The organism is Neisseria sp. Marseille-Q1983 (genome assembly GCF_018224585.1).
GTDB lineage: Bacteria > Pseudomonadota > Gammaproteobacteria > Burkholderiales > Neisseriaceae > Neisseria > Neisseria polysaccharea.
Map to the genome: position 1 here is coordinate 1 of NZ_JAGTUI010000013.1, position 24438 is coordinate 24438.

Sequence of the window (24438 nt, forward strand, 5' to 3'; positions counted from 1 at the left end):
TTTGTACTGTCTGCGGCTTCGTCGCCTTGTCCTGATTTTTGTTAATCCACTATATAAACGAAATATATTTTCAGTTTTGCCGCCTGAAGCATTGTTTTTTGAATATTGCATCTAAAATACTGACTTGATTGCGTTATTGCGCGGATATAGAATCTGCCTCCTATTGAAAGAACATTGTTTATATGAAATCAGGAAATTCGGAACCCAATCTTATGGATACGCACACGGACGAAACAAAACTTCAAAACACGCAAGCCAAACGCAAACGCCGCCTGACGGCATTGACGCTGCTGTTCGCGCTTGCCGCCGCAGCCGCCGGGTCGGCGTTTTTTTTATGGTGGCAGCACGAAGAGGAAACGGAAGACGCTTATGTTGTCGGACGCGTGGTTCAGATTACGCCGCAAACGGGCGGTATGGTGCGGAAGGTGTTGCATGATGATACGGATGTTGTGAAGAAAGGCGATGTGTTGGCCGTATTGGACGACGGCAATTATGTGTTGGCGTATGAACGGGCAAAAAACGAGCTGATTCAGGCGGTGCGGCAAAACCGCCAGCAAAATGCCGCCACTTCGCAGGCGGGGGCGCAGGTTGCTTTGCGCCGAGCGGATTTGGCACGTGCGCAGGATGATTTACGCCGCCGGTCTGCTTTAGCGGAATCAGGAGCCGTGTCCGCCGAAGAGCTGGCACATGCCCGTGCGGCAGTGTCTCAGGCTCAGGCGGCAGTTAAGGCGGCTTTGGCGGAAGAATCTTCGGCGCGTGCGGCTTTGGGTGGTCAGGTCGCTTTGCGCGAACAGCCGGCGGTTCAGATGGCAATCGGCAGGTTGAAAGATGCGTGGTTGAACCTTCAGCGGACGCAAATCCGCGCGCCGGTGGACGGTCAGGTGGCAAAGCGTTCGGTGCAGGTTGGGCAACAGGTGGCGGCCGGTGCGCCGCTGATGGCGGTGGTGCCGTTGTCGGATGTGTGGGTTGATGCCAATTTTAAAGAGACGCAGTTGCGGCATATGAAAATCGGACAGCCTGCCGAGCTGGTGTCCGATTTGTACGGTAAACAAACCGTTTATCGCGGCAGGGTGGCAGGGTTTTCGGCAGGTACGGGCAGCGCGTTTTCGCTGATTCCGGCGCAAAATGCCACGGGTAACTGGATTAAAGTGGTGCAGCGTGTCCCTGTCCGTATCGAATTGAACCGTGAAGATGTAGACAGGCATCCGTTGCGCATCGGTTTGTCGATGACGGTAAAAGTGGATACTTCCGCCGCAGGCGCGCCTGTTTCAAAAACGCCGGATGCCGTGTTGCCGGAAACTGAAGGCACGGATTGGTCGGAAGCTGACAGGCTGGTGGACGAAATTCTTGAGCAATACGCGCATTGATGCCGTCTGAAACGGAGAACGCAATGGATTATCCACCGCTTAAGGGTGCGGCATTGGCGTGGGTTACGCTGTCTTTGGGGCTTGCCGTATTTATGGAAATTTTGGATACGACTATTGCCAACGTCGCCGTCCCCGTTATCGCCGGCAACCTCGGTGCGGCAACCACGCAGGGGACGTGGGTCATCACTTCTTTTTCCGTGGCAAACGCCGTTTCCGTGCCGCTGACGGGCTTTTTGGCAAAACGCATCGGCGAGGTCAAATTGTTTACCGCCGCCGCCGTCGGTTTCGTCATCACATCGTGGCTGTGCGGTATCGCGCCCAACCTTCAGTCGCTGGTTGTTTTCCGCATCTTGCAGGGCTTTATCGCCGGGCCGCTGATTCCCCTGTCGCAAAGCCTGTTAATGGCATCCTATCCGCCCGCAAAACGGACGCTGGCACTGGCATTGTGGGCAATGACCGTCGTTGTCGCCCCTGTCCTCGGGCCGATACTCGGCGGCTGGATTTCCGGAAACTGGCATTGGGGTTGGATTTTCTTCATCAATATCCCCATCGGAATCATATCGGCCCGGATAACTTGGAAACATTTGAAACATCGGGAAACGGAAACCGTTAAAATGCCGACCGACTATGTCGGGCTTACATTGATGGTAACCGGTGTCGGCGCGTTACAGATGATGCTGGACAGGGGTAAGGAACTCGACTGGTTCGCCTCTGGAGAAATCATTACCTTGGGCGTAATCGCACTGGTGTGCTTGTCGTATTTTATTGTTTGGGAATTGGGAGAAAAATATCCGATTGTCGATTTATCGCTGTTTAAAGATAGGAATTTTACCGTTGGCGTAATAGCCACATCATTGGGTTTTATGGTGTATATGGGGACGCTGACCCTGCTGCCCTTAGTGTTGCAGACCAACCTGGGCTATACCTCCACTTGGGCAGGGCTTGCCGCCGCGCCCGTCGGCATCCTCCCAGTTTTCCTATCTCCGTTAATCGGCAGGTTCGGCAACAAGGCCGATATGCGCCTGCTCGTAACCGCCAGCTTCCTGACCTTTGCTTTCACTTTCTATTGGCGTACGGATTTTTATGCCGACATGGATATCGGCAACGTCATCTGGCCGCAGTTTTGGCAGGGGGTAGGCGTTGCCATGTTCTTCCTGCCGCTGACGACCATCACCCTGTCGCATATGAAGGGCGGGCAGATTGCCGCCGCCGGCAGCTTGTCGAATTTCTTGCGCGTGCTGATGGGCGGTGTCGGCGTATCCGTCGTCAGCACCCTGTGGGAACGGCGCGAAGCGTTGCACCACACACGCTTTGCCGAACATATCACGCCCTATTCCGCAACATTGCACGAAACGGCGGCGCATTTGTCCCAACAAGGCATTTCCGACAGTCAAACCCTAGGCATCATCAACAACACCATCACGCAACAGGGCTTCATCATCGGATCGAATGAAATCTTTATGGCGGGCAGCCTGCTGTTCATCATCATGATTCCTGTCATATGGCTGGCAAAACCGCCGTTCCACAGCGGCGGCGGTGGTGGACATTGAGGGATTTGAAAACTTGAAATGCCGTCTGAAAATACTGGAAATATGTTTGGACGGCATTTTGAATGCAGCAGTTCCCGAAATCCGCTATAATCGCGCCCCATCTGTTTCGCACCTGCAAACGTTCTGCAGATGCAACAATCGGAAGGATTATCCGCGCAAAACATCTGTTTTTCTTTAAAACACTTGAACTAACACTGTTTTTCGTGGTATAAATCGCGTTTTACTATTTTAGAAGTTTGGAGACTGATTATGGCACGAGTTTGCAAAGTGACCGGCAAACGCCCGATGTCCGGCAACAACGTATCGCACGCCAACAACAAAACCAAACGCCGTTTTTTGCCCAACTTGCAATCACGTCGTTTTTGGGTAGAAAGTGAAAACCGCTGGGTTCGCCTGCGCGTTTCCAACGCCGCCCTGCGTACCATCGACAAAGTAGGCATTGATGTCGTATTGGCTGATTTGCGTGCTCGCGGCGAAGCTTAATTTAAACACTATTTAATTAAGGATTACTGCAATGCGCGATAAAATCAAACTGGAATCCGGTGCAGGTACCGGTCACTTCTACACCACCACTAAAAACAAACGCACTATGCCCGGCAAACTGGAAATTAAAAAATTCGATCCGGTTGCCCGCAAACACGTAGTGTATAAAGAAACCAAACTGAAATAATTTCAGTTTGAAAGCAAAGCCTCCGACTGTTCGGAGGCTTTGTTATTTTTATCGTGTTTCCTTTCCGCTTGAAACATCTGCCGTATGCGAATCAGCTGCAAACCGTCTGTCAAGGATATGGAAACCGCAAAATGGTTCGTGACACAAAAATGCCGTCTGAAACGTTTCAGACGGCATTTCAGCAGTTTTCAACCGGTCAGTTGTTTGGTAATCAGTTTTTTCAGCGGCGGGAAGTTGTTGCCGACACGCAATACCAGGCCACGCAACAGTTTTGCCGGTGCGGTTTCGTTAGTAAACAGCTTCAGCATCATATTGGTCCCGTGATAAAGCGGATGGGCGTGCAGCATATGTTTGTTGCTGTATTTTTCCAACAAGGAAGCCGCGCCGATGTCCTGACCGCGCTGTTCGGCTTCGAGTATCAGTTTTGCCAGAATATCTGCGCTGGAAAGACCCAAGTTGAAACCGTGTGCGGTAACGGGGTGCATACCGACGGCGGCATCGCCAATCAGCGCGCTGCGTTTGCCGTAGAAACGTTTGGCAATCATACCGACAAGGGGGTAATGGTGGATGCTGCTGACCAATTCCATGTCGCCGAGCCTGCCCTTGAGCTGTTCTTTTACGCTTGCCGCCAATTCTTCAGGCGAAAGGTTTTGAACGCTGTTGATTTTATCGGTATCGACGGTAATGACGGTATTGGTCAGGTGCTCTTCCAGTGGCAGCAGCGCGATGGTGCGTCCGTAATGGAAGCATTCGTAAGCGGTATGTTGGTTGGAAAGAGTATGTTTCATGCGGCAGACGAACATGGTTCGGCTGTAGTCGTGCATATCTGAAGAAATGCCGAGTTGCCGGCGGGTTTGCGAAAAACGGCTGTCTGCCGCCAAAAGCAGGCGGGCGGTCAGGATTTTGCCGTTTTCCAAAATGACTTGTGCTTCGTTGTCAGATGTTTTGACTTCTTTGACAACCGTATCGGTCAGAATGGTAATGTTGTCGAGTTGGGATACGACTTCGTAGGCGGCGCGGCGGATATTGTGGTTGGAAATAAGATAGCCCAAACAGTCGGCAGGTTCGCCGCGCGCCTCGGTCGGTTGGGGAAAGTGGAGCTGGTAGTCGGAACGTCCGTTCAGCACTTTGGCATCGCGCAAAGGGTAGATTTCGTTTTCGGGAATGTTGTCCCACATGCCCAAACGCTGCATGATTTCGCGGGAAAAATGGGTCAGGGCGATTTCGCGTCCGTCATATGGAGGATTTTGCAGAACAGTCAGTGGGCTGCGTTCGATCAGGGTAACTTTCAAACCGCTGCCGGCAAGTTCGGCTGCAAAACTTAAACCCGCCGGGCCTGCGCCGACGACGAGGATGTCGCTGTGTAAACTCATAAAATATCCTTTGCATAGGCGGATGCCGATGATTTCAGACGGCATTTGTAAGGGTTTGAATGCCGTTTGAACTATCTGTAATAGATAGGCGATTATATCAAAACCCGCTGTTGAAGAAATATGCAGGGGAGGGTGTATGCGGATTTTTACTTTCAGCTTAATGTGTATCAAATCGGGTATGGGGTATATAAAAAGCCGCATCGTGAAAAGATGCGGCTTCAGGTATCGGTTGGATTATTCTTCAGAACCGGTGTAAGGGCGGATGCTGACGGTTTTACGGTTCAGCGCGCCTTTGGTTTTGAATTCGACATAACCGTCAACTTTGGCGAACAAAGTGTGGTCTTTGCCCATACCTACGTTGTCGCCTGCGTGGAATTTGGTACCGCGTTGGCGTACGATGATGGAACCTGCGGGAATCAGTTCGTTGCCGTAGGCTTTAACGCCCAAGCGTTTGGCTTCTGAATCGCGACCGTTGCGGGTGCTGCCGCCTGCTTTTTTACTTGCCATTTGTAATGCTCCTAAGTTTTAATGTTAGGCGATTGCCACGATTTCGATTTGGGTGAAATTTTGGCGGTGGCCTTGGCGTTTTTGGTAGTGTTTGCGGCGGCGCATTTTGAAGATGCGGACTTTTTCGCCACGACCGTGTGCCACTACTTTAGCCGTTACTTTTGCACCTTCGATAAAAGGTGCGCCAACTTTTACAGATTCGCCGTCAGCAATCATCAAAACTTCGGTCAGTTCGATTTGGCTGTCGAGTTCGGCTGGTATCTGTTCTACTTTCAATTTTTCGCCGACGGAAACTTTATACTGTTTGCCGCCGGTTTTTACGACCGCGTACATACTCAACTCCATAAGGGTTATGGTTAATATCCGCACACCATTGTGCGGAACTCGGCATTGTATTGTTATTTGCCTGTTTTGTCAAAGTTTGCGCGGTTCGGATAACCATATGCCGTCTGAAAAGATGTACCCTGATGGCTTTGCTGATATAATTGCCCGCTATTTGAATCAGCTTTCAAGCGGTATCTGCCGTTTGACGGAAACGTAAACCTGAGAGTCTGCCATGCTCGAGAATCTGCCCTATTTCCAGCGACATCTGCCTGAAGACCTTGCCAAAGTCAATGAAGTCATCAACCGTGCGGTGCAATCCGATGTCGCACTGATTTCGCAAATCGGTACATATATCATCAGCGCGGGCGGCAAACGCCTGCGTCCGATTATGACGATTTTGGCGGGTAAGGCGGTCGGTTATGATGACGAGAAACTGTATTCGCTGGCGGCGATGGTCGAGTTTATCCACACTTCCACCCTCCTGCACGACGATGTCGTCGATGAAAGCGATTTGCGCCGTGGGCGGGCAACGGCAAACAATCTGTTCGGCAATGCGGCGGCTGTGTTGGTTGGCGACTTTTTATACACGCGCGCCTTTCAACTGATGGTTGCCTCGGGCAGTATGCGCGTTTTGGAAGTGATGGCGGATGCAACCAACATTATTGCCGAGGGCGAAGTCATGCAGCTGATGAACATCGGCAATACGGACATTACCGAAGAACAATATATCCAAGTTATCCAATATAAAACGGCAAAATTGTTTGAAGCTGCCGCTCAAGTCGGCGCAATTTTGGGCAAGGCTTCCCCCGAACACGAACAGGCGTTGAAAGACTACGGTATGTACGTCGGCACGGCATTCCAAATTATTGACGATGTGCTGGACTATTCTGGCGAAACCGAAGAAACCGGCAAAAACGTCGGCGACGATTTGGCGGAAGGAAAACCGACTTTGCCTTTGATTTATCTGATGCGTCAGGGTTCCGAACAGGTTGCGAACGATGTGCGTACTGCTTTGGAAAATGCAGATCGCAGCTATTTTGAGAAAATCCACGATTATGTCGTCCGTTCGGATGCGTTGGCATATTCGATAGGCGAGGCGCGCAAAGCAGTCGATTGTGCCGTTACCGCGTTGGATGCCCTGCCCGACAGCGAAGTGAAGGATGCCATGATTCAGCTGGCGAAGGAATCTTTGGTCAGGGTGTCGTAACCGATGAATTTCAGTTTTGTTCCCCTGTTTTTGGTTACGCTGATTCTGTTGGGGGTGGTCAGCAACAACAATTCGATTACCATCTCGGCAACCATATTGCTGCTGATGCAGCAGACGGCATTGGTACAGTTTGTCCCGTTGGTCGAGAAGCATGGGTTGAATCTCGGTATCATTCTTTTGACCATAGGGGTTTTGAGTCCGTTGGTTTCAGGAAAGGCGCAGGTGCCTTCTGTTGCCGAATTTTTGAATTTTAAAATGATATCCGCCGTTTTTATCGGTATTTTCGTGGCTTGGCTGGCGGGACGCGGCGTGCCTTTGATGGGACAGCAGCCGGTATTGGTAACGGGCTTGCTGATCGGTACGGTCATCGGGGTGGCATTTATGGGCGGTATCCCTGTCGGTCCGCTGATTGCGGCCGGCATCTTGTCTTTTGTCGTCGGAAAGGGTTAAAATCCCCACTTTCATTTCGGCTCGCCATAGTTCAACGGATAGAACGTATGCCTCCTAAGCGTAAAATACAGGTTCGATTCCTGTTGGCGAGGTTTGACGATTTGCATTTGTCTGTTTCTCGTGTTGCGGGAAGTTTCCGATATAAGGCCTTTCAGTGTTGGAAGGCTTTTTTGCCATCTGAAAACTTTTTCTTCCTGCTTGAAAAACCGACCTTTAGGACGGTAGAATCATGAAATGATTTTCAGGTTCCGTAAAAGATGTTCCGGCTTGGAAATCTGTTGTTTTATGATAAAAGCTGTACAGGTATAACAATGAATAAATTTGGGGATAAGGTCGTATGAGCGTAGGTTTGCTGAGGATTCTGGTTCAAAACCAGGTGGTTACTGTTGAGCAGGCCGAGCATTACTACAAGGAGTCGCAGGCGGGTAAGGAAGTGTTGCCGATACTGTTTTCAGACGGCGTCATTTCGCCCAAGTCGCTTGCGGCATTGATTGCAAGGGTGTTCAGTTATTCGGTTTTCGATTTGCGCTACTATCCGCGCCATAGGGTGTTAATGGGTATATTGACGGAGGAGCAGATGGTGGAGTTCCACTGTGTGCCGGTTTTCCGTCGGGGCAACAAAGTATTTTTTGCGGTTTCGGATCCGACACAGATGCCGCAAATTCAGAAAACCGTTTCTGCCACAGGGATTGAGGTTGAGTTGGTCATTGTCGAGGATGACCAGTTGGCGGGTTTGCTCGATTGGGTGGGTTCGCGTTCGACATCGCTGCTTCAGGAGCTTGGGGAGGGGCAGGAGGAAGAGGAAAGCCACACCCTGTATATCGACAATGAGGAGGCTGAGGACGGCCCTGTTCCGAGGTTTATCCATAAAACTTTGTCTGATGCCTTGCGCAGCGGGGCATCAGACATCCATTTTGAGTTTTACGAACACAATGCCCGTATCCGTTTCCGTGTGGACGGGCAGCTCCGCGAGGTGGTTCAGCCGCCCATTGCGGTAAGGGGGCAGCTTGCTTCCCGGATTAAGGTAATGTCGCGTTTGGACATTTCCGAAAAACGGATACCGCAGGACGGCAGGATGCAGCTGACCTTTCAAAAGGGCGGCAAGCCTGTCGATTTCCGTGTCAGCACATTGCCGACGCTGTTTGGCGAAAAGGTTGTGATGCGGATTTTGAATTCCGATGCCGCGTCTTTGAACATCGACCAGCTCGGTTTTGAGCCGTTTCAGAAAAAATTGTTGTTGGAGGCGATTCACCGTCCTTACGGGATGGTGCTGGTAACCGGTCCGACGGGTTCGGGTAAGACGGTGTCGCTCTATACCTGTTTGAATATTTTGAATACGGAGTCGGTAAATATTGCAACGGCGGAAGACCCTGCCGAGATTAACCTGCCGGGCATCAATCAGGTTAACGTCAATGATAAGCAGGGTCTGACTTTTGCCGCTGCTTTGAAGTCTTTCCTGCGTCAGGACCCGGACATCATTATGGTCGGTGAGATTCGTGATTTGGAAACTGCCGATATTGCGATTAAGGCGGCACAAACAGGACATATGGTGTTTTCCACCCTGCACACCAATAATGCGCCGGCGACGTTGTCGCGTATGCTGAATATGGGTGTCGCGCCGTTTAATATTGCCAGTTCGGTCAGCCTGATTATGGCGCAGCGTCTTTTACGCAGGCTGTGTTCGAGCTGCAAACAGGAAGTGGAACGCCCGTCTGCCTCTGCTTTGAAGGAAGTCGGCTTCACCGATGAGGACCTTGCAAAAGATTGGAAACTTTACCGCGCTGTCGGTTGCGACCGTTGCCGGGGGCAGGGTTATAAAGGGCGTGCGGGCGTGTATGAGGTTATGCCCATCAGCGAAGAAATGCAGCGTGTGATTATGAACAACGGTACGGAAGTGGATATTTTGGACGTTGCCTATAAGGAGGGTATGGTGGATTTGCGCCGGGCCGGTTTGTTGAAAGTTATGCAGGGCATTACTTCATTGGAAGAGGTAACGGCAAATACCAACGATTAGGTTTGAGAATGAAAATGCCGTCTGAAGCGTGTTTGTTTCAGACGGCATTTGACTTTCAGGGTGCTTGCAGGGAAGGCGGGGCGGTCAGCGGTATGCCATGTCGGGTTCGGATATTTCCGGCAAACTTTCCGTTTGGCCGGAAACCGTATATTTCCCGTCTGCCCATCCGCCCAAGTCGATCAGTTTGCAGCGTTGCGAACAGAAGGGGCGGAATGCGTTTTCGGGTTCCCATACTACTGCCGTTTGACAGGTCGGACATTTGACTTGAAGGCGTGTTTGCCGCGATTCAGTCATTGTGTTTTCCTTGTGTTGGTTTTGAGGCGAAAATCCCTGAATAAAACGCGTGCAGGCGCATTGTTTTCTCACACAGGCTTTTGAGGCTGCCGTCATTGAGCAGCACATCGTCTGCAAGCAGCAGGCGTTCGGATTCGGATGCCTGATGGCTGATGATGTCCGCCACCTCGCCGCGCGTCAGCCCGCTGCGGGCCATCACCCTGCCGATACGTTTTTCCAAAGGTGCGCTTATGGTCAGGACACGCCGTATCAGGCTGGTAAATTGACGCTTTTCCGTCAGCAGCGGGATTTCGACAATGCCGTAGGCCGCATCGGTAAAGGTTTCTTGCTGCTTTTTGATTTCTGAGAAAATCAGCGGCAACATCACGGATTCGAGCAAGGCTTTGCGTGATGGGGAGGCAAAGATTTCTTTACGCAATATGTCGCGCCGCAACAAACCCTGTGTGTCGAAAACGGTGTCGCCGAACAGCCGCCTGATTTCCGGCAGGGCGATGCCGTCTGAAGCCGTCAGCGAGTGCGCCGCCACGTCCGCATCGATGCGCGGCACGCCCAAATCGGCAAAACATTGCGCGGCTGCCGATTTGCCGCTGCCGATTCCGCCGGTCAGCCCGACCCATACCGCCATCTTACAGCACCGGATGGGTCAGCCACCAGTTGACCGCCCGCCATACGGAATCGTTTGCCGTAAAAATTATCCAGCCCGAAACTGTCAGTGCGGGGCCGAAGGCAAAATGCTGCCCCTTGGCGACGCGCATAACGATTGCCGCGACCAAGCCAATCAGCGAGGAAACAAAAATTAGCACGGGCAATGCGGATATGCCGAGCCACGCGCCCAATGCGGCAATCAGTTTGAAATCTCCGTTGCCCATACCGGTTTTTCCTGTGAGCAGTTTATACACCGCACATAAGAGCCATAATGAACCATAGCCGGCGACCGCACCTAAAACGGCAGACTGCAAAGTCACGAAGCCACCGTCCAAATTAAATATCAGCCCCAGCCAAATCAAGGGCAGTGTCATCGAGTCGGGCAGGTATTGGGTGTCCGCATCGATAAAGGTCAGGGAAATCAGAAACGCGGTCAGTACCAAACCGCCTAATGTAATCCAAGACCAGCCGTATTGCCAGGCGACCAGTCCGAACAATACGCCGGTCAGCAGCTCGATTAAGGGATAACGTATGCTGATTTTGGTTTGGCAGGAGGCGCATTTGCCGCGCAGGAGCAGGTAACTGACAATCGGGATGTTCTGCCACGCGCGTATCGGCACGCGGCATTTGGGGCAGCAGGAATCCGGTTTCATCAGGTTGAAGGTACGGCTTTCCTCTTCGGTCAGCGGCAGGTTTAAATGTTCTTTGGCAAATACCGTCCAGCCGCGTTCCATCATGACCGGCACGCGGTAAATGACGACGTTTAAGAAACTTCCGACCAATAAACCGAAAACTGCTGCCAAAGGCACGGTAAACGGCGACAATACAGACAAATCAGACATATTTTGTTCTCAATGTATTCAAAACAAAAACAAACCGGCGCAGAACCAATCCGCGCCGGATTTGTGCGGCAAATCAGCCGACCACGTTACCCAAGTTGAACAGCGGCAGATACATCGCTACCAGAAGCGTACCGATGATCAGACCCAAAACCACGATGATAATCGGTTCCATCATGGCGGACAGTCGGCCGACCGCATTATCCACCTCGTCTTCATAAAACTCGGCAGCTTTGTTGAGCATGTCGTCTAAAGAACCCGATTCCTCGCCGATGGAGGACATCTGTACCATCATATTGGGGAAAAGTTCCGTTGCACGCATTCCTGAGGTCATCGACAGACCTTGAATTACTCGAGTACGGATTTCTTGGGTGGCTTCTTCGTAAATCAGGTTGCCCGCCGCACCTGCAGTCGAATTCAATACATCGACCAGCGGTACGCCTGCTGCAAACAGTGTTGCCGTCGTCCTGCCCCAGCGTGCAATAGTTGCTTTTTGTACAATGTTGCCAAAAATAGGCATACGTAGCAGAAAGGCATCCATACGGCGTTGGATTTTGGGTGAACGCTCTTTAAGTTTGAGGAAGCCGTATATCGAGCAGCCAAGCGCAATCAGAATTATCCAGCCGTATGCGACAAAAAACTCGGAAATATCCATGACGGTCTGAGTCAGCGCGGGCAGTTCGGCACCCATATTGGAATAAACTTCTTTAAACGCCGGCAGTACGAAGATCATCATCACAAATACCAAGCCGATGGCGACGGCGATTACCGATATCGGATAAGTCAGCGCAGTTTTTACTTTTTTACGGATGGCCTGGGTTTTTTCCTTGTAAACTGCCAATTTGTCCAACAGGCTTTCTAACACGCCGCCCGTTTCGCCCGCCGCAACCAGGTTGCAGTAGAAGCGGTCGAAGTATTTGGGATAGCGTGAGAACGCGCGACTCAGGGTGGTGCCCTGTTCTACTTCACTACGGATTTCCACCAACATTTCCGTCATGGACGGGTTGGCATGACCGCGCGCCACAATCTCAAATGCCTGCATCAGCGGCAGGCCCGCTTTCATCATAGTTGCCAACTGGCGTGTGAAGACGGTAATGTCTTCTTGTGTAATTTTGCGTTTTGAAGTTGTTTTTACACGGCTAATCTGTAACGGGCGGATGCCGCGTTTTGCCAGTTTCTTGCGTGCCTCTTCTTCGGTAAACGCAGATACTTCGCCGTTGACCAGTTTGTCAGAGGCAGAATGCCTGCCTTCAAAGATAAAGCGTTTTTCTTTCTTTGCGAACAAAGAAAATCCCCCATTTTTAGCCATATTCTAGCCCCGTAAAGTAATTGGAATAAAATGTAAGAAATATCGTTAAAAAACAGTATCGGCGTGTTCCCGGTAAGATGGAAACCGCCGACATCCCGCCTGCGGGCGGCAAACGGGACGGAATCGGATGCGATTATACCTTATTAGGCGGCTGTCCGGCATTTATTCGCCTGTAATTAATCTGACCGGCTGCCGTTTGCAGGGCGGCTGCCTTCAGACGGCACGGCAGGGGCGGGATTCGTCAGGATTCGGACGGTTTGCCTTTGGTTTTGATGCCTAGCGTCAGGATGGCGGCGACGGCGAGGAAAATGCCGGCAAAGGTCATGGCGTTGGCGGGATCCGCGCCGAGAAAGGTGTTGTAAACCCAACCGAAGGTTACGGTTTCGATCAGCATGGGGATGACGATCATCATGTTGACGATGCCCATGTACACGCCGTAACGCGCTTTGGGGATGGAGTTGACGACAATCATGAACGGCACGCCCATCATGCTTGCCCAACCTACACCGAAACCGATCATGGGTGCGAACATGAGGTATTTGTCGGAAATATGGGGAATTGCCAATAGTGCGGCGGCAGCAAGGGAAACGGCGAAGGCGTGGACGTATTTGGCGGCGTATTTGCGTGCGAGCCACATCAGTCCGAACGCGGAAACGAAGGTTACGATGTTGTAGAAACCGTTGACCAGACCCGTCCAGGCGACTGCCTGTTCGTAGGCGGCTTTGTCGGCGGCGGTCGAGTGCCAGACGGATTGGACGATGCTGTGGGAGATGTATTGCCAGTAGATGAAGAGGGCGTACCACTGGAAGAGGTACACAAGGGCGAGCTGCCACAGGGTTTTGGGCATTTCTTTGATGGCGGCGAAGATGTCTTTGACTGCGCCAAAGGGATTGCCCGTTTTGGCTTTCAGCTCGGCGGCTTCTTTGCCTGTGGGCATTTTTTCCTGCGTGGAGAGGATGGTAATGAGCACCGAGCCGATGGAACAGGCCGCGCCGATGTAGAAGGAACCGAATACCCAGTAGGGGATGCCTGCTTCGGAGGTTTGTTTGAGCCAGCCGATTTGTTGGAAGATGTAGAGGGAGACGTTTGCCAGCGTGATGCCCAATCCGGTAAACACGGACTGCATCAGAAAGCCGGTAGGCTGCTGTTTCTCGGGAACGGTGTCGGCAACGAAGGCGCGGAAGGGTTCCATGGCGGTGTTGTTGCTGATGTCGAGCAGCCAGAGCAGCATGACGGCGACCCACAGGGCGGTAACGTGCGGATAGATGAAGAGGCAGAGGCTGCACCCGATTGCGCCGATGAGGAAATACGGACGGCGGCGACCCAGGCCGGGTATCCAGGTGCGGTCGGACATTGCGCCGATGATGGGCTGCACGAGCAGTCCGGTAATCGGACCCGCCATATTGAGGACAGGCAGTTGTGCGGGGTCGGCCTGAAGAAAGCTGAAGATGGGGTTGATGGCGGTCTGCTGCAAACCGAAGCTGTATTGGATGCCGAAAAAACCGAAGTTCATCAGCATGATTTGGCGAAGCGTCATTGCCGTTTGTGGGGAAACCTTCATATCGACCTGCTCCTGAGGAAAATGGGAAGAAACAACAATTTGCGAAGCGGTGTGCCGCTTTCTTTTGCCAACCGTGCCGTCGTGCGGCATCTTGTAGGTATCTTACAGACGATAACCCCCGTCTTTCATTCGATTACAAAGAATAGCACAAGTTTTTTGCATCCTGCACTTTCATCGGTATCCTGCTTGATAAAAATCAATTCTGCTGCCGTCTGAAAGCGGGGCGCAGTGTTTCCGTGATTCGCCAAAGCCGCTGCCGTTTGTTAAACTACATTCTGCTACATTTTAATCCGGTTCTGAAAAATCAAGGAAAACAGATGAATGCTTTTACCCGTGCATGGCATGCGCTCGAACGCCACAATCAGGATACGCGTCATGTCCTTTTGCGCGACCGTTTTGCTGCCGAACCCGACCGGTTTGGGCGTATGCACGAGCGTTTGGACGGGATGTTGTTCGATTACAGCAAAAACCGTTTGGGCGAAGATACGCTGCAACTGCTCTGCAATCTTGCCGACGCGGCGGATTTGGAAGGAAAAATGCGTGCTTTGCGGACGGGTGCGAAAGTCAACGGCAGCGAGGGGCGTGCCGCGCTGCACACGGCGTTGCGCCTGCCCGACGGTGCGGATGCCGTTTATGTGGACGGCAGGGACGTGTTGCCCGAAATCCGCCGCGAGTTAAATCGTGCGTTGAAGTTTGCACGCGGTTTGGACGACGGTTCGTATCAGGGGATAACTGGGAAACGGATTACGGATTTTGTCCACATCGGCATAGGCGGATCCGACCTCGGGCCGGCAATGTGCGTTCAGGCACTCGAGCCGTTCAGACGGCATATCGCCGTCCATTTTGCCGCCAACGCCGACCCTGCCTGCCTGGATGCGGTTTTATGCCGTCTGAACCCTGAAACGGCGGTGTTTTGCGTTGCCAGCAAGTCCTTCAAAACGCCCGAAACCCTGCTCAATGCACAGGCGGTCAAGGCGTGGTATCGCGGTGCGGGGTTCTCGGAATCCGAAACGACGCGCCATTTTTGCGCGGTGTCTGCCGACACTGCGGCAGCTGCGGCTTTTGGTATCGCGGCGGAACGCGTGTTTGCGATGTACGACTGGGTGGGCGGACGCTATTCCGTCTGGTCGCCCGTCGGTTTGCCCGTGATGGTCGCCGTCGGCGGGGCGTGTTTTCGGGAATTGTTGGCGGGGGCGCACGCGATGGACAGCCATTTTTTCCACACGCCGCCGCGCCGCAACATTCCCGTGCTGATGGCGCTGATTGCCGTGTGGTACAACAATTTCCAGCACGCGGACGGGCAGACCACCGTTCCGTACAGCCACAACCTGCGCCTGCTGCCGGCGTGGCTGAACCAGCTCGATATGGAGAGTTTGGGCAAAAGCCGCGCTTCAGACGGCAGTCCCGCCGCGTGCAAAACGGGCGGCATCGTGTTCGGCGGTGAAGGGGTCAACTGCCAGCACGCCTATTTCCAACTGCTCCACCAAGGCACACGCCTGATTCCCTGCGACTTTATCGTCCCGATGACGGCGCAGGGCAGGGAGGACGGACGCAGCCGTTTTACCGTTGCCAACGCCTTTGCCCAAGCGGAAGCCTTGATGAAGGGCAAAACCTTGGATGAAGCGCACGCCGAACTGGCAGATTTGCCCGAAGCGGAACGCGAACGCCTTGCGCCGCACAAAGAGTTCCCCGGCAACCGCCCCAGCAACAGCATCCTGCTCGACCGCCTCACGCCCTACAATCTGGGTATGCTGATGGCGGCTTACGAACACAAAACCTTCGTCCAGGGCGCGATATGGAACGTCAACCCCTTCGATCAGTGGGGTGTGGAATACGGCAAACAGTTGGCGAAAACCATCATCGGCGGACTGGAAGGCGGCACGTCCGTACACGATGCCTCGACCGAAGGGCTGATGGCGTTTTACCGCGAATGCCGTCTGAAAGGCGGCGGCGCGGCATAAAGGTACTGCCGCCGTTCTGTATTGATTCGGGTGCGGAAAAGGCAATGCCTGCCGCCCGCCCGATTCCGAAACGCCAATGTTCGGCAACCGCCCGCGTATTGCTGACGAATATGCGTTTGCGTGGCACAATAGCGCATTCATTTCAAATGAACATACTGCCCGAAAATACCGGCAAACGTCCCACGAAACATCTCACATAAGGAAACATTATGTCTTTGCAAAACATTATCGAAACCGCCTTTGAAAACCGCGCGGACATCACTCCGACCACCGTTACTCCCGAAGTTAAAGAAGCCGTGTTGGAAACCATCCGCCAACTCGATTCAGGCAAACTGCGCGTCGCCGAACGCTTGGGCGTGGGCGAGTGGAAAGTCAACGAATGGGTGAAAAAAGCCGTGCTGCTGTCCTTCCGCATCCAAGACAACGAAGTTCTCAACGACGGCGTGAACAAATACTTTGACAAAGTGCCGACCAAGTTTGCCGACTGGTCTGAAGACGAGTTCAAAAACGCAGGCTTCCGCGCAGTTCCGGGTGCGGTTGCCCGACGCGGCAGCTTTGTGGCGAAAAATGTCGTGCTGATGCCGTCTTATGTCAACATCGGCGCATACGTCGATGAAGGCGCGATGGTCGATACTTGGGCGACTGTCGGTTCTTGCGCGCAAATCGGTAAAAACGTCCACTTGAGCGGCGGTGTCGGCATCGGCGGCGTACTCGAACCCCTGCAGACCGCACCCACCATCATTGAAGACAACTGCTTCATCGGTGCGCGTTCTGAAATCGTTGAGGGCGTGATTGTCGAAGAAGGCAGCGTGATTTCTATGGGCGTGTTCATTGGTCAATCCACCAAAATCTTCGACCGCACCACAGGCGAAATCTACCAAGGCCGCGTACCGGCCGGTTCGGTCGTCGTGTCCGGCAGTATGCCTTCCAAAGACGGCAGCCACAGCCTCTACTGCGCCGTCATCGTCAAACGCGTGGATGCGCAAACCCGTGCGAAAACCAGCGTGAACGAATTGTTGCGCGGCATCTGATGCCTTAAACCGTATTTGAAACGTCCAATGCCGTCTGAAATCCGCTTCAGACGGCATTGCCGTTTGCACGCTGCAACGTGAAAACACAGAAACAGGGACAATTTGCTATAATCAACGGTTTAGAACGAACCGAACACTATTTGAAGGATACAAAATGGGTTTTCTGCAAGGCAAAAAAATTCTGATTACCGGCATGATTTCCGAGCGTTCCATCGCTTACGGCATCGCCAAAGCCTGCCGCGAACAAGGCGCGGATTTGGCGTTTACCTACGTTGTGGACAAACTGGAAGAGCGCGTCCGCAAAATGGCGGCGGAATTGGATTCCGAACTCGTATTCCGCTGCGATGTCGCCAGTGACGACGAAATCAACCAAGTGTTCGCCGACTTGGGCAAACATTGGGACGGCTTGGACGGTTTGGTGCATTCCATCGGCTTCGCACCGAAAGAAGCCTTGAGCGGCGATTTCCTCGACAGCATCAGCCGCGAAGCGTTCAACACCGCACACGAAATTTCCGCATACAGCCTGCCCGCATTGGCAAAAGCCGCCCGTCCGATGATGCGCGGCAGAAACTCCGCCATCGTTGCCCTGAGCTACTTGGGCGCGGTGCGCGCGATTCCGAACTACAACGTGATGGGTATGGCAAAAGCCAGCCTTGAGGCGGGCATTCGCTTTACCGCCGCCTGTTTGGGCAAAGAAGGCATCCGCTGCAACGGCATTTCCGCAGGCCCGATCAAAACGCTTGCCGCCTCCGGCATCGCCGATTTCGGCAAACTCTTGGGACACGTCGCCGCCCACAATCCCCTCCGCCGCAACGTTACCATCGAAGAAGTCGGCAATACCGCCGCCTTCCTGCTGTCCGACCTGTCGTCCGGCATTACCGGCGAAATCACTTACGTTGACGGCGGTTACAGCATTAATGCCTTGAGCACCGAGGGATAATCCGCCGTTTTCAAATCCGTGCGCCGTCCGTGCTGCATATCGGTTTCGGGCGGCGGTTTGCCGTCTGAAGCGTATTTCCAGAGAAATGCCCGACTTACGGCAGGCGGGATGGGAAATGCGGACGCTTGTTTTAACCGATTGCCTTTGTGCCGACTTGCTGCAGGTGCAGCGGAAATGGTCCGAACGCGAAAATGCCGTCTGAAACGCCAAACGGGTTTCAGACGGCATTTTTTATTTAAAGCATCAGCACACTTCGACCAGCCAGCCGTATTTGTCTTCCGCCAAACCATACTGGATGTCGGTAATCGCCTTACGGATGGCATAGCCGCGTTCTTGGCTCTTCACTTCGATTTCTTTGCCATCAATCACGAAAGAAGTTACCGGGGAAATGACCGCGGCCGTACCGGTCAAAATGGCTTCCGCACCGTTTTCTACCGCAGCTTTGAGTTCGTCAACCGTGAAATTACGTTCGCTGACGGTATAGCCCAAATCTTTGGCAACCGTCAGTACGGAATCGCGGGTTACGCCGTGCAAAAACTCGTCGGTCAGCGGTTTGGTAATGATTTCATCGCCGTTAATCAGGATAAAGTTGGACGCACCGGTTTCCTGCACGTCGCCGTTCGGGCAGAACAGGACTTGATTTGCGCCATATTCGGCTTTCGCCTTCAGCACCCAGTGCATGGCGGAAGCGTAGTTGCCGCCGCATTTGACGCGGCCCATGTGCGGGGCGCAGCGGATGTGTTCGGTTTCCACCAAGATTTTAACGGGCGAGCCGACTTTGAAATAGTCGCCGACGGGAGAAGCCAGGATGTACAGCAGAGCGGTTTCGGAAGGAGAGCCGGCCTTGCCGATAACAGGATCGGTACCGATTAAGGTCGGGCGCAGGTACAGGGCGGCAGGTGCATCGGGAATTTCATCGGCAGCGCGTTTAACCAATTCAACCAGCGCATCTAGATAAGCTTGGGTTTCGGGGCGCGGCAGGTGCAAAATGTCCGCACTTTGCTGCATGCGCGCGATATTGGCAGTCGGACGGAACAGTACGATTTTACCGTCTGCCTGACGGAAAGCTTTCAGTCCCTCGAAACATTCGCTGCCGTAGTGCAGGGCGTGCGCGCCCGGTGCGAGGGTGAGGTCTTGCGAGGATTGCCATTCGGTCGGCTGCCATTTGCCTTCGCGGTAGGCGAGGACGGGCATTTGACTGTGAAAAACGCTGCCGAATACGGCGGGTACGGGTCTGCTCATGATGTAAAGCCTTTCTTGTTCGGATATGCACTCGGACATTTTAATCCGTATCGGGGACGGATGACAATCTGCCGGCCGCGCTCATTCGGACAACAGGTATGCTTCGGACGTATGGTGCGGTTTCCGTTCTTCTTCAGGCGGCAGCCGCATATAGTCGCCGTAATATTGCGTCAGGTGTTCGTGGTAGCCGTTCATCACTTGAAACTGCCTGCCCTCGAATGTTTTATAGACGACGTTGTCGAAATATTTTTTGGGCATATAGGATTTCCGCCAGCCGCCGTAATCGGACAAAACCAAGCCGATGAAACCGCATTCCCGAATGGGATAGGCGGCTCGAAATTGCTGAAGGTTTTTTGTCATTTTGTCAAACAGGAAACGACTTAAAACGGCAAAAATTTTGTGTTTCAGGCTGCCTTCTTTTGCCCTCAGCCACCTTTTTTTGCAGGAAGAAAAACGCAGCTTGATGCGGCGGTGTCTTTTCATCATACGGAAAATGGTTTTTGGTTCGTCAGGTACGCCGTCATAAATGAAAATGTCGATAAATAAAGGGCTTTTTTTGCCGTATGCGTCGATGAGTTCCGCACGGGGATCAAAGATTTTTGCTATTTCTCCGCTGTGCCGGGCGCGTATGTCTTCGATGGTTTCCAAAAAATAATGCGGGTGCGCGGTTTTCTGCCAAGCGCCGACAAATTTTTGGTATTCGTCGAAGTGCATATAAACATCGATGTCGTCGTCCCAAGGGATAAAGCCTTGGTGGCGTATCGCGCCGATCAGTGTGCCGCCGCCGAGCGAATAGCGGATGCCGTGCCGTTCGCACAGGGCGTGGAAATCGTCCAAAATGTCGAGGCAGACAAGCTGTTGTTCCCTGAGTGTCAGTTTTTTCATTTAAATTCCTTTCCGGTTGAAACGCCGTCATCCGCAGCGGCAAAACTGTTCGGGCAATACGGCAGGGCCGCGCTTTATGTGCCGCCTTGCGTGTCGGGACATTGCCGCTGCCGAAGGGGGGCGAGCTGCCGCAAGATGGCGCGGTAGTCTTCTTGGTCGTCCATTTCAAATATGTCGCCGCTGCCGAGCAGCTCGGTGCGGATGTCCAGTTTGCCGAGGTGTTCCATCGGGATGTTGTCCCAATAGAGTTTGGGGTTTTCCAAGCGTTCCGCGCCGGCGTATGCCCCAAGCAGGTTTAAGATGGCGCGGCAGTCTTCCGCCGTCCAGTAAGACACGCCCGACAGGCTGGGGCGGGGTTGGGAACCGATGTCGATGCGGACGACCCGTCCGGTGCCGTCTGAAACAGGCAGCCATTCGTTGCGCGTGCGGGCGCGGACGACGGTAAAATAGGTGCTGTGCCGCGGGCGGTTTAAAAAAATATTGCGTCCGAGCACCACGTCGGCATCGACGACGTAGCAGCCGTTGAAAAAATCACGCGCCAGCGAAAAGGAATAGATGCTGTTGTATTCCCGATATTTTTCGTTGTGAATCAAAATACAGCCGTATTTTTCTTGAAGATAATCGAATTGCCGGTGCAAATGGCCGGTTACGACGGCGATATTGCTGATGCCGGCTTCGCGCAGGAAGGACAGCGTCCTTTCGAGGTTGGGCGTGCCGCAGATGTCCAAAAGGGCTTTGTGGACGGTTTGCGTCATTTCTTTAAAGCGGCTGCCCAGCCCCGCCGCCAAAATAATGGCATTCATATTTCACCTTTCCGCCCGCACAGGCTCAATGCCGCGCCGGTTCCCAACAAAACCGCCCACATTATGGCGGACGGCGGAACCGGGTGGCGGTAAACGAAGAACCCCAAAACCATCGCCCAAACAGGATAGGTGATGTTCAAGGCCATCGCCTTGAGGGGTTTCAACAGATAAATCGCCTGATAATAACAGGCATAAGACAACGCGCCGAAGGCAATGATGCCGATGATGCGCGCGTCGTACAAATCGGAGGGGTTTAAAGAAAACCCCCGGGCAGACAGGCAGACAAGGATCAGCAGGTAGCCGCATACCGATCCGCACAGGCGCAAGCAATAAACCTGAAGGCCGGAGAGCGTACGCATCGTCCGGGCAGACAAAACAACCTCGAGCGACCAGCCCGAAACGCACACCGCGATACAAACCAACCCCAAGGCGTTCAGTCCGCCCCATCCGCCCGCATCCGCAGCCAAGCCCGCCGAAGAGAGTACCGCCAGCGCGAAACCGGCACGCGCCGCCGTCCCCGTGCGTTCCTTTAAAAACCAAGCCGACAAAGCCGCCGCCAATACGGGGAACAGGGACGATAAAGGCGCGGCGTAATATACCGTCAGGTAATGGATGCCCAAAAGGTATGCCGACATACCGACCGGCCCGCCGAGCAGCCCCGACAACACGGGCCGCCAAAAAACGCCGCGAAACCCCGGCCGGCCGCCGCGCCCCAACCACGCCCACACTGCCGACAAAGAACACAAATCAATCAAAAACAGCAAGAAAACCATCTGTCCGAATGCCGCGCCGCGCGCAAACGGCAAACGGTCGAACAACAGGCCGGAAGCCGCCCAAAATACCGCCGAGGCCGCTCCGAACAGATAGCCGCGCATCACGGCAGCACCTCCGACAGTTCAAACGCCGCCGCCAGCCGCCGTGCCGCATAACCGCCGAAATCTTCGCCCTGTTCCTCTTTAACCTTCGTCCACAAAAACCACAGCACGTTTTGGCAGAACCGGTGGATGTTCAGGCGCGCCGCCGCATCCCGCGCCGAGATGCCGTCTGAATCCCCGCCCGCAAGATAGGCCTCCAGCAGGCAGTCTGCCGCTTCAGACGGCATCCGCCCCTCCTCGATAACGGCGGCAAGGTCGAACAAGGGGTCGTTCATACCCGAATACTCCCAATCGATAAAAAACAGCCCCTCCCCCTGCAACAGCATATTTTCCGGTACCAAATCATTGTGGCACGGGCGAAGGGGCAGTTTCCGGCATACGCCTTCCAGCCGCCAAAAAGCATCCGCGAGCCTGTCCATACGCGCGTCCGCCTTCAGGAACAAATCCTTGTCCTGCAATAAGGAAAAATACCGGCGGAATGCGTCAAAGGCATTGAATGTGTTGCGGAAGGCAAAGTTTCCGCCGTGCAGCCGGCGCAGGTTGCCCGCCACCAGGCGCAGGCAGCGTTCGTCTTGCAGTTGCGTTTGATTTAAGGGCGCGGAGTTTTCCAGATAACGCGTCAGCTTCACACCGCTTTGCACATCCAAAACAGGCGTTTCCACATTCAAACCGGCGCGGTACGCCAAATCATTGTTGAACGCCTCGTGCCCCCGGTCGATCAAGGCGGCGCGGGCGGAATGGGGCAGGCGCAGGACGAATTTCCCGCCGGGCAGATCCAGCAGGATATTTTGGTTGGTCATCCCCCCGATGGGGGAGAAGGGGACGGCGTGGCGCGTGAGAAAATCAAATACTTCGTCAGGCTTGCGGCAGGTTCGGGCAAAGCCTACAATTTGATTGATCGATTGGTTGCATGGCATTTCTGTATCGGCGCGGGGAGTTTGTCTTTGCATATTTTAGCATTGCGGCCTGCCCGTGTCAGCGGCTTCCCTATCCGGAAGCGGTCAAATCGTTTAAACTTGCACAATCCGGCTGCCGCACCGTTTGGGCGCGCCGCCCGTCTGTCCTACCTGCGGAACACATATGAAACTTATCTATACCGTCATCAAAATCATTATTCTGCTGTTCTTCCTGCTGCTTGCCGTCATTAATACGGATGCCGTTACCTTCTCCTACCTGCCCGGACAGAAAGTCGATTTGCCGCTGATTGTCGTATTGTTCGGCGCGTTTGTCGTCGGCATCGTGTTCGGAATGTTTGCCCTGTTCGGGCGGCTGCTGTCCTTGCGCGGCGAAAACAGCCGCCTGCGTGCGGAAGTGAAGAAAAGTGCGCGCTTGAGCGGACAGGAATTGACTGCACCGCCGGCACAAAATGCTGCCGAATCTGCCAAACAGCCTTAAGAAAGCCGATATGGACAACGAATTGTGGATTATCCTGCTGCCGATTATCCTTTTGCCCGTCTTTTTCGCAATGGGCTGGTTTGCCGCCCGTGTGGATATGAAGACTGTATTAAAGCAGGCAAAAAGCATACCGTCGGGATTTTATAAAAGTCTGGATGCCTTGGTTGACCGCAACAGCGGACGTGCCGCCAGGGAATTGGCAGAGGTCATCGATCAGCAGCCCCAGTCATACGACCTAAACCTCACCCTTGGCAAGCTTTACCGTCAGCGTGGCGAGAACGACAAAGCTATCAATATGCACCAAACATTGCTTGACTCTCCCGATACAACCGGAGCCAAGCGTGCGCGCGTATTGTTTGAATTGGCGCAAAACTATCAAAGTGCGGGGTTGGTTGACCGTGCCGAACAGATTTTCCTCAGTCTGCAAGACGGTGAAATGGCGCGTGAAGCCAGACAGCACCTGCTCAATATCTACCAGCAGGACAGGGATTGGGAAAAAGCGATTGAAACCGCCCAACTTCTCAGTCACGACGAACAGACATATCAGTTTGAAATCGCACAGTTTTATTGCGAACTTGCACAGGCTTCATTGTTTAAGTCCAATTTTGATGTTGCACGTTTTAATGTCGGTAAAGCCCTTGAGGCCAACAAAAGATGTACCCGTGCCAATATGATTTTAGGCGACATTGAATACAGGCAGGGCAATTTTCCTGCATCGGTTGAAGCGTATGCCGCCATCGAGCAGCAAAATCATGCCTATTTGAGCATGGTCGGAGAGAAACTTTATGACGCTTATGCGGCGCAAGGAAAGCCTGAAGAAGGATTAAATCGCCTGATAGGGTATATGCAGACCTTCCCGGAACTTGATTTGATTAACGTCGTGTACGAGAAATCCTTATTGCTCAGGGGGGAGAAAGAGGCTGCACAAACTGCTATCGAGCTTGTTCGGCGCAAACCGGACTTGAACGGTGTTTACCGCCTGCTCGGTTTAAGAATCAGCGATATGGATCCGACTTGGAAAGCCGATGCCGATATGATGCGTTCGGTTATCGGACGGCAGCTACAGCGAAGCGTGATGTACCGGTGCCGAAACTGCCACTTCAAATCACAAGTCTTTTTCTGGCACTGTCCTGCCTGCAATAAATGGCAGACGTTTACGCCAAACAAAATCGAGGTTTAACCACTACCGAGAGGAA

Annotated in this window: 26 protein-coding genes and 1 tRNA gene; 14 read left to right on the plus strand and 13 right to left on the minus strand. The window is 53.3% G+C overall.

All coding sequences use genetic code 11. The annotated features are described in order from the left end of the window. The first annotated feature begins 212 nt into the window (after positions 1-212). The 4 genes from farA to rpmG all read left to right on the plus strand — a co-directional run bounded on the left by farA (position 213) and on the right by rpmG (position 3587). Positions 213-1367, plus strand: coding sequence for a fatty acid resistance MFS efflux transporter adaptor subunit FarA (gene farA / locus KEM39_RS04370; RefSeq protein ID WP_211709650.1), 1155 nt, complete (start codon positions 213-215; stop codon positions 1365-1367). A 23-nt stretch (positions 1368-1390) separates the two neighbouring features. After that, positions 1391-2917: a fatty acid resistance MFS efflux transporter permease subunit FarB gene (farB, locus tag KEM39_RS04375; protein WP_211709664.1), complete on the plus strand. Its 1527-nt coding sequence runs from the start codon at positions 1391-1393 to the stop codon at positions 2915-2917. A 249-nt stretch (positions 2918-3166) separates the two neighbouring features. Then, positions 3167-3400 carry a 50S ribosomal protein L28 gene (gene rpmB, locus KEM39_RS04380; protein WP_002216391.1) on the plus strand — a complete coding sequence of 78 codons (234 nt, stop codon included), beginning with the start codon at positions 3167-3169 and terminating at the stop codon, positions 3398-3400. Positions 3401-3431: 31 nt separating this feature from the next. Continuing rightward, complete coding sequence (gene rpmG, locus KEM39_RS04385; RefSeq protein ID WP_003689824.1) at positions 3432-3587, plus strand: 50S ribosomal protein L33; 156 nt, start codon at positions 3432-3434, stop codon at positions 3585-3587. Positions 3588-3775: 188 nt separating this feature from the next. Here the strand turns inward: rpmG and ubiM are convergent, their stop codons facing one another. The 3 genes from ubiM to rplU form a co-directional block, all read right to left on the minus strand. Continuing rightward, complete coding sequence (ubiM, locus tag KEM39_RS04390) at positions 3776-4960, minus strand: 5-demethoxyubiquinol-8 5-hydroxylase UbiM (protein ID WP_118997162.1); 1185 nt, start codon at positions 4958-4960, stop codon at positions 3776-3778. Between the two features lie 234 nt (positions 4961-5194). Further along, the gene (rpmA, locus tag KEM39_RS04395) at positions 5195-5467 is read right to left on the minus strand and encodes a 50S ribosomal protein L27 (protein ID WP_002212328.1); all 273 of its coding nucleotides are present in this window, start codon (positions 5465-5467) and stop codon (positions 5195-5197) included. 24 nt (positions 5468-5491) lie between these two features. Continuing rightward, positions 5492-5800, minus strand: coding sequence for a 50S ribosomal protein L21 (rplU, locus tag KEM39_RS04400; RefSeq protein WP_002216394.1), 309 nt, complete (start codon positions 5798-5800; stop codon positions 5492-5494). Positions 5801-6023: 223 nt separating this feature from the next. Here rplU and ispB point away from each other — a divergent pair, with 223 nt between their 5' ends. From ispB to pilB, 4 genes are all read left to right on the plus strand, one after another. After that, entirely contained in the window at positions 6024-6998 is a 975-nt protein-coding gene (ispB, locus tag KEM39_RS04410; protein WP_002221965.1) for an octaprenyl diphosphate synthase, read from the plus strand. A 3-nt stretch (positions 6999-7001) separates the two neighbouring features. Beyond that, positions 7002-7448 (plus strand): DUF441 domain-containing protein, encoded by a 447-nt coding sequence (locus tag KEM39_RS04415; protein WP_107862927.1) that lies wholly within the window; start codon positions 7002-7004, stop codon positions 7446-7448. Positions 7449-7468: 20 nt separating this feature from the next. Next, a tRNA-Arg gene (locus KEM39_RS04420) sits at positions 7469-7540 on the plus strand. A 245-nt stretch (positions 7541-7785) separates the two neighbouring features. Beyond that, the gene (pilB, locus tag KEM39_RS04425; RefSeq protein WP_118997075.1) at positions 7786-9462 is read left to right on the plus strand and encodes a type IV-A pilus assembly ATPase PilB; all 1677 of its coding nucleotides are present in this window, start codon (positions 7786-7788) and stop codon (positions 9460-9462) included. 84 nt (positions 9463-9546) lie between these two features. Here pilB and KEM39_RS04430 read toward each other — a convergent pair whose 3' ends face one another. The 5 genes from KEM39_RS04430 to KEM39_RS04450 form a co-directional block, all read right to left on the minus strand. After that, the gene (locus KEM39_RS04430; protein ID WP_002226982.1) at positions 9547-9756 is read right to left on the minus strand and encodes a DNA gyrase inhibitor YacG; all 210 of its coding nucleotides are present in this window, start codon (positions 9754-9756) and stop codon (positions 9547-9549) included. Continuing rightward, positions 9749-10381 carry a dephospho-CoA kinase gene (gene coaE, locus KEM39_RS04435; protein WP_118833454.1) on the minus strand — a complete coding sequence of 211 codons (633 nt, stop codon included), beginning with the start codon at positions 10379-10381 and terminating at the stop codon, positions 9749-9751. Before coaE ends, KEM39_RS04430 begins: the two co-directional genes overlap by 8 nt. Before the next feature lies 1 nt (position 10382). Then, positions 10383-11243, minus strand: coding sequence for a prepilin peptidase (locus KEM39_RS04440; RefSeq protein ID WP_118997074.1), 861 nt, complete (start codon positions 11241-11243; stop codon positions 10383-10385). A gap of 73 nt (positions 11244-11316) precedes the next feature. Continuing rightward, positions 11317-12549, minus strand: a complete 1233-nt coding sequence (locus KEM39_RS04445; protein WP_118997073.1) for a type II secretion system F family protein — start codon at positions 12547-12549, stop codon at positions 11317-11319. 241 nt (positions 12550-12790) lie between these two features. After that, positions 12791-14110, minus strand: a complete 1320-nt coding sequence (locus tag KEM39_RS04450; protein ID WP_025457130.1) for an MFS transporter — start codon at positions 14108-14110, stop codon at positions 12791-12793. Positions 14111-14427: 317 nt separating this feature from the next. On the opposite strand from KEM39_RS04450, the gene pgi reads away from it, so the two are divergent. The 4 genes from pgi to fabI all read left to right on the plus strand — a co-directional run bounded on the left by pgi (position 14428) and on the right by fabI (position 18042). Further along, positions 14428-16071, plus strand: a complete 1644-nt coding sequence (gene pgi, locus KEM39_RS04455; RefSeq protein ID WP_211709651.1) for a glucose-6-phosphate isomerase — start codon at positions 14428-14430, stop codon at positions 16069-16071. Then, positions 16041-16271, plus strand: coding sequence for a hypothetical protein (locus tag KEM39_RS04460; protein WP_078835829.1), 231 nt, complete (start codon positions 16041-16043; stop codon positions 16269-16271). Before pgi ends, KEM39_RS04460 begins: the two co-directional genes overlap by 31 nt. A 9-nt stretch (positions 16272-16280) precedes the next feature. Then, positions 16281-17102: a 2,3,4,5-tetrahydropyridine-2,6-dicarboxylate N-succinyltransferase gene (gene dapD / locus KEM39_RS04465; RefSeq protein ID WP_211709652.1), complete on the plus strand. Its 822-nt coding sequence runs from the start codon at positions 16281-16283 to the stop codon at positions 17100-17102. Between the two features lie 154 nt (positions 17103-17256). Beyond that, positions 17257-18042: an enoyl-ACP reductase FabI gene (fabI, locus tag KEM39_RS04470; protein WP_002212340.1), complete on the plus strand. Its 786-nt coding sequence runs from the start codon at positions 17257-17259 to the stop codon at positions 18040-18042. 243 nt (positions 18043-18285) lie between these two features. Here fabI and ilvE read toward each other — a convergent pair whose 3' ends face one another. The 5 genes from ilvE to KEM39_RS04495 form a co-directional block, all read right to left on the minus strand. After that, positions 18286-19284: a branched-chain-amino-acid transaminase gene (gene ilvE, locus KEM39_RS04475; protein WP_107862970.1), complete on the minus strand. Its 999-nt coding sequence runs from the start codon at positions 19282-19284 to the stop codon at positions 18286-18288. An 81-nt stretch (positions 19285-19365) separates the two neighbouring features. Beyond that, a complete protein-coding gene (locus tag KEM39_RS04480; RefSeq protein WP_107862921.1) occupies positions 19366-20169 on the minus strand; it encodes a LicD family protein in 804 nt (267 codons plus the stop codon). A gap of 74 nt (positions 20170-20243) precedes the next feature. After that, the gene (locus KEM39_RS04485; RefSeq protein WP_118997069.1) at positions 20244-20972 is read right to left on the minus strand and encodes an NTP transferase domain-containing protein; all 729 of its coding nucleotides are present in this window, start codon (positions 20970-20972) and stop codon (positions 20244-20246) included. Beyond that, on the minus strand, positions 20969-21847 hold the full coding sequence (locus tag KEM39_RS04490) for a DMT family transporter (protein WP_118997068.1): 879 nt from the start codon (positions 21845-21847) through the stop codon (positions 20969-20971). The genes KEM39_RS04485 and KEM39_RS04490 overlap by 4 nt, the downstream gene beginning before the upstream one ends. Then, complete coding sequence (locus KEM39_RS04495; RefSeq protein WP_192886289.1) at positions 21847-22797, minus strand: choline kinase family protein; 951 nt, start codon at positions 22795-22797, stop codon at positions 21847-21849. Before KEM39_RS04495 ends, KEM39_RS04490 begins: the two co-directional genes overlap by 1 nt. A 130-nt stretch (positions 22798-22927) precedes the next feature. On the opposite strand from KEM39_RS04495, the gene KEM39_RS04500 reads away from it, so the two are divergent. Together KEM39_RS04500 and lapB are read left to right on the plus strand one after the other, a co-directional pair. Continuing rightward, complete coding sequence (locus KEM39_RS04500; protein WP_118997065.1) at positions 22928-23242, plus strand: lipopolysaccharide assembly protein LapA domain-containing protein; 315 nt, start codon at positions 22928-22930, stop codon at positions 23240-23242. A 10-nt stretch (positions 23243-23252) separates the two neighbouring features. Continuing rightward, positions 23253-24422, plus strand: a complete 1170-nt coding sequence (gene lapB, locus KEM39_RS04505; protein ID WP_107862969.1) for a lipopolysaccharide assembly protein LapB — start codon at positions 23253-23255, stop codon at positions 24420-24422. Positions 24423-24438 lie beyond the last annotated feature (16 nt).